The organism is Desulfobacterales bacterium (assembly GCA_028704555.1).
Taxonomy (GTDB): domain Bacteria; phylum Desulfobacterota; class Desulfobacteria; order Desulfobacterales; family JAQWFD01; genus JAQWFD01.
In genome coordinates this window covers 72,455-78,603 of record JAQWFD010000017.1, presented here as the reverse complement: position 1 = coordinate 78,603, position 6,149 = coordinate 72,455, and the positions used below count along the sequence as shown (strand labels likewise).

Annotated in this window: 8 protein-coding genes; all 8 read right to left on the bottom strand. The window is 46.3% G+C overall.

Annotated elements, in window-relative coordinates:
* Positions 1-336 precede the first annotated feature (336 nt).
* The 8 genes from PHQ97_08250 to PHQ97_08215 all read right to left on the bottom strand — a co-directional run bounded on the left by PHQ97_08250 (position 337) and on the right by PHQ97_08215 (position 6,113).
* Positions 337-1,233, bottom strand: coding sequence for a nucleotidyl transferase AbiEii/AbiGii toxin family protein (locus tag PHQ97_08250; GenBank protein MDD4392718.1), 897 nt, complete (start codon positions 1,231-1,233; stop codon positions 337-339).
* Entirely contained in the window at positions 1,220-1,798 is a 579-nt protein-coding gene (locus tag PHQ97_08245) for a hypothetical protein (GenBank protein MDD4392717.1), read from the bottom strand. Before PHQ97_08245 ends, PHQ97_08250 begins: the two co-directional genes overlap by 14 nt.
* 238 nt (positions 1,799-2,036) lie before the next feature.
* Entirely contained in the window at positions 2,037-2,261 is a 225-nt protein-coding gene (locus PHQ97_08240; protein ID MDD4392716.1) for a type II toxin-antitoxin system HicA family toxin, read from the bottom strand.
* Positions 2,258-2,479, bottom strand: a complete 222-nt coding sequence (locus PHQ97_08235) for a type II toxin-antitoxin system HicB family antitoxin (GenBank protein ID MDD4392715.1) — start codon at positions 2,477-2,479, stop codon at positions 2,258-2,260. The genes PHQ97_08240 and PHQ97_08235 overlap by 4 nt, the downstream gene beginning before the upstream one ends.
* Before the next feature lie 456 nt (positions 2,480-2,935).
* Positions 2,936-3,373 (bottom strand): hypothetical protein, encoded by a 438-nt coding sequence (locus PHQ97_08230; protein MDD4392714.1) that lies wholly within the window; start codon positions 3,371-3,373, stop codon positions 2,936-2,938.
* 158 nt (positions 3,374-3,531) lie between these two features.
* Positions 3,532-4,557, bottom strand: coding sequence for an NAD-dependent epimerase/dehydratase family protein (locus PHQ97_08225; GenBank protein MDD4392713.1), 1,026 nt, complete (start codon positions 4,555-4,557; stop codon positions 3,532-3,534).
* Between the two features lie 115 nt (positions 4,558-4,672).
* Positions 4,673-5,584, bottom strand: coding sequence for a hypothetical protein (locus PHQ97_08220; GenBank protein MDD4392712.1), 912 nt, complete (start codon positions 5,582-5,584; stop codon positions 4,673-4,675).
* Between the two features lie 160 nt (positions 5,585-5,744).
* Complete coding sequence (locus PHQ97_08215; protein MDD4392711.1) at positions 5,745-6,113, bottom strand: MarR family EPS-associated transcriptional regulator; 369 nt, start codon at positions 6,111-6,113, stop codon at positions 5,745-5,747.
* Positions 6,114-6,149 lie beyond the last annotated feature (36 nt).

Here is a 6,149-nt window from a genome sequence, read left to right as displayed (position 1 = left end):
TCTTCTTCGGTTGCAAGCCCTGGGACATCGTCGCTGGTAGCAACCCATACGCAGGCTTCATCATCCCATTCAACCCTTACAAATAATGGTTTCATCGTCAAAGAAATGTCCTCCATTTAATAAAATTGTAAGCAATGGCAATAAGGGTGATTAAATTACGAGTTTCTTTACCATAACCCCTGCTACGCTCAAGTTCTTTTTTTTTGCCGCTAATTTATGCGGATTGGCACAGATTTTTTTTGCCGCCCCTGTTAAACAGGGCAGGCGGAGTTACACGGCTTGGGCGGAACTTTTATTTAAAAAAAAATAGCGGATGGGTTCTGTTTTTAAGTGGTCTTACATCCTGAACAGAGAAGGTTTTGTATCTTCTTTCAAAAAGCGGATAACTGATTCACATTCTCTGCTGATCTCACTGGTCAGGTAGCGCCAGAAGGATTCTTTTTCTACGGTTTCATCCACCAGAGCTTTGGGGAGAAACCGCCTGATTTCATTGATAAAATGCTCGCGAAGGGCCGGATCGTTTTGCAGTTGACTCCGGCGGTCATTCAACAAATCAAGAAATGTTTCCGGGCTGCAATGGTGATCCCTGATTTTTTCAGGAATCAAATCCAGCGGCAAGGCAATGCCTTGCTGTTTCAACCAGACCATATCCCAAAGATCACGGTTCTTCAGGCGATTGGGACGCAATGCCAGGGCGACTACCTTGTCAGCAAAAATCTCTTCACGGCTTTGCGCCTGTATGATCAGGCCTGAAGTGCCCATTTCAATGCCGTAGGGGTTACGCAGCATCATCGGCTGATGATCGTAGCTGGGAATAGCGTAAATATCGATATGAATACGCTGGGTCGGAAGGTGTGTCTGATTCGGGCAGGTAATCACCTTCAATTTCCAGGTATCGACATTGCCTGTTTCTCGGATCAGCTCACTGACCTCGACATGCAATCCGTATTTTGTCTGCAAACGGGTGATCAGAATATCCGCCAGTTCGGAAAGGGTGTCTCGAGTAAAATCATGGCCGCCGGTAAAATCAAGATCCTCACTCAACCGGCTTGATCCATAACACGCACGAAGGCATGTGCCACCAATAAATGTCAGGCCGCTCAATAAACCGGCGCTGCTCATTTCCCGCAGTATATCATGATGCAGCAGCTCTTTTTCAACGACCGTCCGCAACGGTGCCAGCTGGCCCCGGTTTTTCAATGCCTGGGTAACCAGCTGATCAAACAAGTTCATGAACTGCGTCCCACGCTATTAAATCCATATTGCGTTGCGTTATCTTCATGTCTTTTATGGCCAGTTTGACTGATGCCCGCCACATGCGGCAGCGGAAATCGTAAATCAACTTCGAATAGATACGGGCCGGACGCCTCTGTGTATGGACAAACTCGATAGTTCCAAAATCACCGCAGGAAATGGTGTTCGTTCGTCCGGATGACATAACCGTAATCCAATTCATGGGAATTTGCGAAATGACGCCGGCATCACTCAATACGCTTTCCAAACTAAGATAATTAAAATCGCCGGCACGTAACCGGGCGACGGTATGAAACAAAACCAACCCCCTGGCATAATCAACCTTCGGGTACAGGTACACCCCCCGGCAAACACGTTTCAACAGCCTTTTTTTTTCAGCACGGCTGACCAACGTCTTGAAAGCCGTTTGGGAATGCTCCGGCAAAACAGCGCGCAAATCCGAAAGCATAAATAAACAATGCTCGCTGCCTGCGAGACGCTCCAACTGCTGCGCCAACTGATTGATGGGTTGCATGGCAAACATTTCTTCTACATTAAGTTTCACTTATTGTAACATAGTGTCGACCATAGCATCAACCCCAACGAAATTAAGGGGGACATTTCGGGGGCGTCCATTGCTTTATTGATTTCCTCGTTTTCAAGACGGAGCTTTTATTCTTTTGCCGCTGATTGGCGCGGATCTTTTTTGCCGCGGATCTTCGCGGACTCACACGGATCTTTTCTTTTTTTATCCGCGTTCATCTGCGTATATCCGTGGCTGATTATTTCAGATATAAGGAAATTCACTTATCAAAAAAATCTTTTATATCCATCTCCAAATCGTTTCGAATAAGCTTAATGAGCAAGCCATGGGGTACATCTTTGTTCCCGTGATCTGGGATAGTTGTTTTACGACCGTCCAGGTGGACAAATCGAATATGTGATCCCTTCTGGCGGATCTTTTCAAATCCTAATTTTTTAAGTTTCTGGATAAGATCACGAAATGATAATGTGGGATAATCTGTCATACCGAACTCAATTCTATATCTCGTATTCCAATGAATGTCGGCTGATCTTCAAAGTTATCCTCCTCATCCTCAATGCAGGCTTCGATAGCCTCCTTTATATTTCCCATGGCTTCTTCAATATTATACCCGTAACTTCGGCAACCTTTATATAATGGACATTGAACTATATATACCCCATCTTTATCCTGTTCGATAATTATCGGATAATGTTTTTTCATATAGATTCCTCCAATCAGGGTTTATTCATGCATAAATGATAGGGGGGACGCTGGTAGTTTTGTTAGTTTATCACTGGCTTATTGGTTTCTTCGTTTTTACTACGGAGCTTTTATTCTTTTGTCGCTGATTGGCGCGGATAATCTTTTTCCACAGATTGCTCAGATTTCACAGATTATTTTTAAATTCAAGCACTCAGTTTTTTTCTTTTTCTTTTTCTTTTTCTTTTTCTTTAATCTGTGCAATCTGCGTAATCTGTTGATAATATTTCTTTTTTTGCCGCTAATCTTCGCGGACTCACATTTTGGTAGAGGGGACGCTGGTGCTTTTGTTGCTTTATTTAGATAAATTCCCTGTTATTTCAAATCGTTATCTTGGCACGACCCCATGCGCCAGTTGTATGTCCAGTTAATTCTGTCAAATATGGGTACCTCTGTTTATCTGCCTGCCCTGTTAAATCAGTTTTTGCCTTCCTGTAACCGGGATGGCAAATTAGCAAATCCCCATGAGAATGACAGCCCGAAAGCTTCCACGCCGCCTATCCGAACCCCTGCAAAAAAAGCAGAGGCGCACCATTTTTTCATACCCGCTTGGGTCACCAGATCGCTGTAAAACTTCTGGTCCACCCGCTTTCTCTCGATATCATTTCCCGGCTCACCATAACCGTAGCAAAGATCGTGCGGCAAGCAGCACTTGTAAGTGATGTCCTTCCAGTCACAGCCCGTGAAAAAACCCATCACTTCATCCGGCAGCCCCGAGCATCCGTCGAACTTCCATTCCTTATACCTTTCCGGATCGGATTCAATACGCTCAATCAGATAATCCAGACCGAAATACCGGCATAATTCCAGGGCTTTTTCTGTAGTTACCATATCGCCAATCTCAGGCAGGTTCATTTTTTCCTCTTTAGGAACATTTCGGGGGCGTCCATTGCTTTATTGGTTTCTTCGTTTTTACTACGGAGCTTTTATTCTTTTGCCACGGATATTTTTTGCCGCGGATTTTCGCGGATTGGCGGGGATATTTCTTTTTTTCCCAGCGGATCTTCGCAGATTTACACGAGTCGGATATACCACGACGCCGTCAACCCCAGCCCATCTCTTGCAGAATATTCCGGCTCATACCCCAAAAGGTTACCCGCCTTTTTTATATCAGCCAGAGAATGCAGGACATCTCCCTTTCTAAAATCACGATAAACCGGTTTTTTTCCTCTCACTTCCGGATATTCAGTTCCAACCAGATCCCGAATGATCGAAAACAGTTCATTCAGGCTTGTTTTCTGGCCAAAGGCCACATTATAAACCTGGTTTACAGCTTCCGGATTAGTCGTGCAGGCGGCGAGCATATTGGCCTGAACGCAGTTGTCGATATAGCAGAAATCCCGGCTGGTTTTGCCGTCCCCGTTGATAAAGACCTCTTCTCCCTTTATCATGGCAAAAAACCACAATGGGACCACGGCCGCATATGCGCCGTTCGGGTCCTGGCGACGGCCAAACACATTAAAATATCTCAGGCCGATGCTTTGCACGCCGTAAATCCGGCCGAACACATCTGCATAGAGTTCGTTGACATATTTTGTAACGGCATAGGGTGACAGGGGGCTGCCGATTTTATCCTCCACCTTGGGAAGGTCGGGATGATCTCCATAGGTCGAACTGGATGCGGCATACACAAAGCGCTTTACACCGGCATCTCTTGCTGCCGTGAGCATGTTCAAAAAACCGGTCACATTGTTTTCATTCGTGGTGATCGGATCGTTTATCGAACGGGGTACCGAACCCAAAGCGGCCTGGTGGAGGATATAGTCTGCATCCTGGCACGCCTGCCGGCAGGTCTCGAAGTTTTTGATATCGCCCTCAATGAAGGTAAAATTATTCCATTGATCCTGTAAAACACCGGAACGGACCTCTTCAAGGTTATGGCGGTAACCGGTTGAAAAGTTATCCAATCCGACCACAGTTTGATTCAGTTTTAAAAGGGCTTCCAGGAGATTTGATCCAATAAAGCCGGCTACGCCGGTGATGAGCCATTTTTGAGGAGACTCGATCAGGTGCTGTTTTACTTTTTCAATTTTTTCCATTATCGCTCTCGGCCGCTTTGCTTGAGTATGTTTTCTTTGCCACGGATCTTTTCTTTATGGCGGAAAAATCAACCCTTGATTTATGATTATGGAACTATCCGGCGTGTATGGATTATCAGACTTCGCAGGGCTCGAGGATGTTGCGTTTCAGGGTCAGCGTGTATGCTTTTTCCTCTGGGCAGGGGGTGGCGTCATAGCTCCATTTTATGAGTTTGAAAATGGGGCGGCGGCCCTGCATGGTAATTTCAATGCCGGTAATGCATCTTGGGTGTACGCAGGAGCCGGTGTTGTAGTAGACCGGCTCGGGTTTGGATTTTTTCCGGCCTGCAGGCAGTTTCCTGCTGGCTTCAAAACTTCTGCGCTCGGTCAGGGTCAGGCTTTCGTACACCGGTCGATGGGTGTGGCCGGCGATGAGGATGTCTGCCTTTTGTTCCTTATGGATGGCCACCTGATAAAGCTTTTCATCAATATCATCGGACAGGCCCGGATTGACGGCCGCCCTTGTGGGATCTTTAATGCCGAATTTCTGGAGGTAAGGCCAGAAGTAACGAACAAAAAATTTACTGACGGCCGCCCCGTTGCCACAGCATTTGGGATCTACCTGGTGGCCGTGCCAGAAAAAAATCCGGCTTTCCGAGCCGACATCCGTAACGGCCGCCTCATGCACGCAAATTCCGGGGAAAACAGAACAAAGCGGATGTAAGTTGTCCTTCCACTCGATGTCGTGATTACCCCATATTTTGATGTAGCGGGTCTTTTCCGGATCCGGGTCGTGAAACTTTCTGAGCCGGTCATAGATGGAGGTGTGGGTGATGTATATCTGCTCAAATGTCTTGTTTTCCCAGAGGTCTTCAGCATCCCCCAGCTCTATGTAAGTGAATCCCTCCCTGAGGTAATGGTCGAGGGCGCATTTGTAGAGGAGCGAGTTATGGGCAAAGTCGTCACAGCCTGTCCCGTCCCCCCGATGCATGTCTGACATGACGATGAGTTTGGTTTCCGGCGTTATTTTAAGGGCTACGGGTGGCATGATCATTCTCCGTTATCCGCCATTTATTATCAGGGAAAGCGGGTGGCTGGCCCCTGATCTCGTTTTGTGCATAGCTCCGCAGGGTGGGTTACATCTGAAATTTTGATATAACGTTTTAATATTGTTATCAATTTATTCAGATAAAGCCTTGTTCGATATTTCAGTCGATTTTGCTTTCCGGCTGAAGGGCAGCAACCTCTGTTCGCAATTCTTCGATTTCTTTTTCCAGAACTTCATACTCACTCAGTTTCAGTTTCAAAAATTTCACAGTGAGTTGAACTTTTTCCTCAATGCCGCGGGAAGTGAGCAGATAGGCATAAGCGGCTTTGTTGTGACTGTTTTTAAACCGCTTGACCCGAACGTATCCTTTTTTCACAAGCTCGGCCAAACAGTAATTGGTCTTTCCCAGGCTGATGTTCAGGCGCTGAGCCATTTCGCGCTGGGTGATTCCGCGTTCAGGGGTTGATAGAATCTTGAGTACCCCCATCCGAATTTCATCTTCAAAATGCTTGAGTAACGTTTTGTTCATAACCTGAACGCTATACTCTTTTAAGATGGAAGGTGT

What these genes read in the sequence shown, in the direction of transcription:
- PHQ97_08230 (MDD4392714.1), bottom strand. Translation starts at nt 3,373, where the DNA reads ATGAACCTGCCTGAGATTGGCGATATGGTAACTACAGAAAAAGCCCTG.
- PHQ97_08225 (MDD4392713.1), bottom strand. Translation starts at nt 4,557, where the DNA reads ATGGAAAAAATTGAAAAAGTAAAACAGCACCTGATCGAGTCTCCTCAA.
- PHQ97_08215 (MDD4392711.1), bottom strand. Translation starts at nt 6,113, where the DNA reads ATGAACAAAACGTTACTCAAGCATTTTGAAGATGAAATTCGGATGGGG.
- PHQ97_08240 (MDD4392716.1), bottom strand. Translation starts at nt 2,261, where the DNA reads ATGACAGATTATCCCACATTATCATTTCGTGATCTTATCCAGAAACTT.
- PHQ97_08220 (MDD4392712.1), bottom strand. Translation starts at nt 5,584, where the DNA reads ATGCCACCCGTAGCCCTTAAAATAACGCCGGAAACCAAACTCATCGTC.
- PHQ97_08250 (MDD4392718.1), bottom strand. Translation starts at nt 1,233, where the DNA reads ATGAACTTGTTTGATCAGCTGGTTACCCAGGCATTGAAAAACCGGGGC.
- PHQ97_08235 (MDD4392715.1), bottom strand. Translation starts at nt 2,479, where the DNA reads ATGAAAAAACATTATCCGATAATTATCGAACAGGATAAAGATGGGGTA.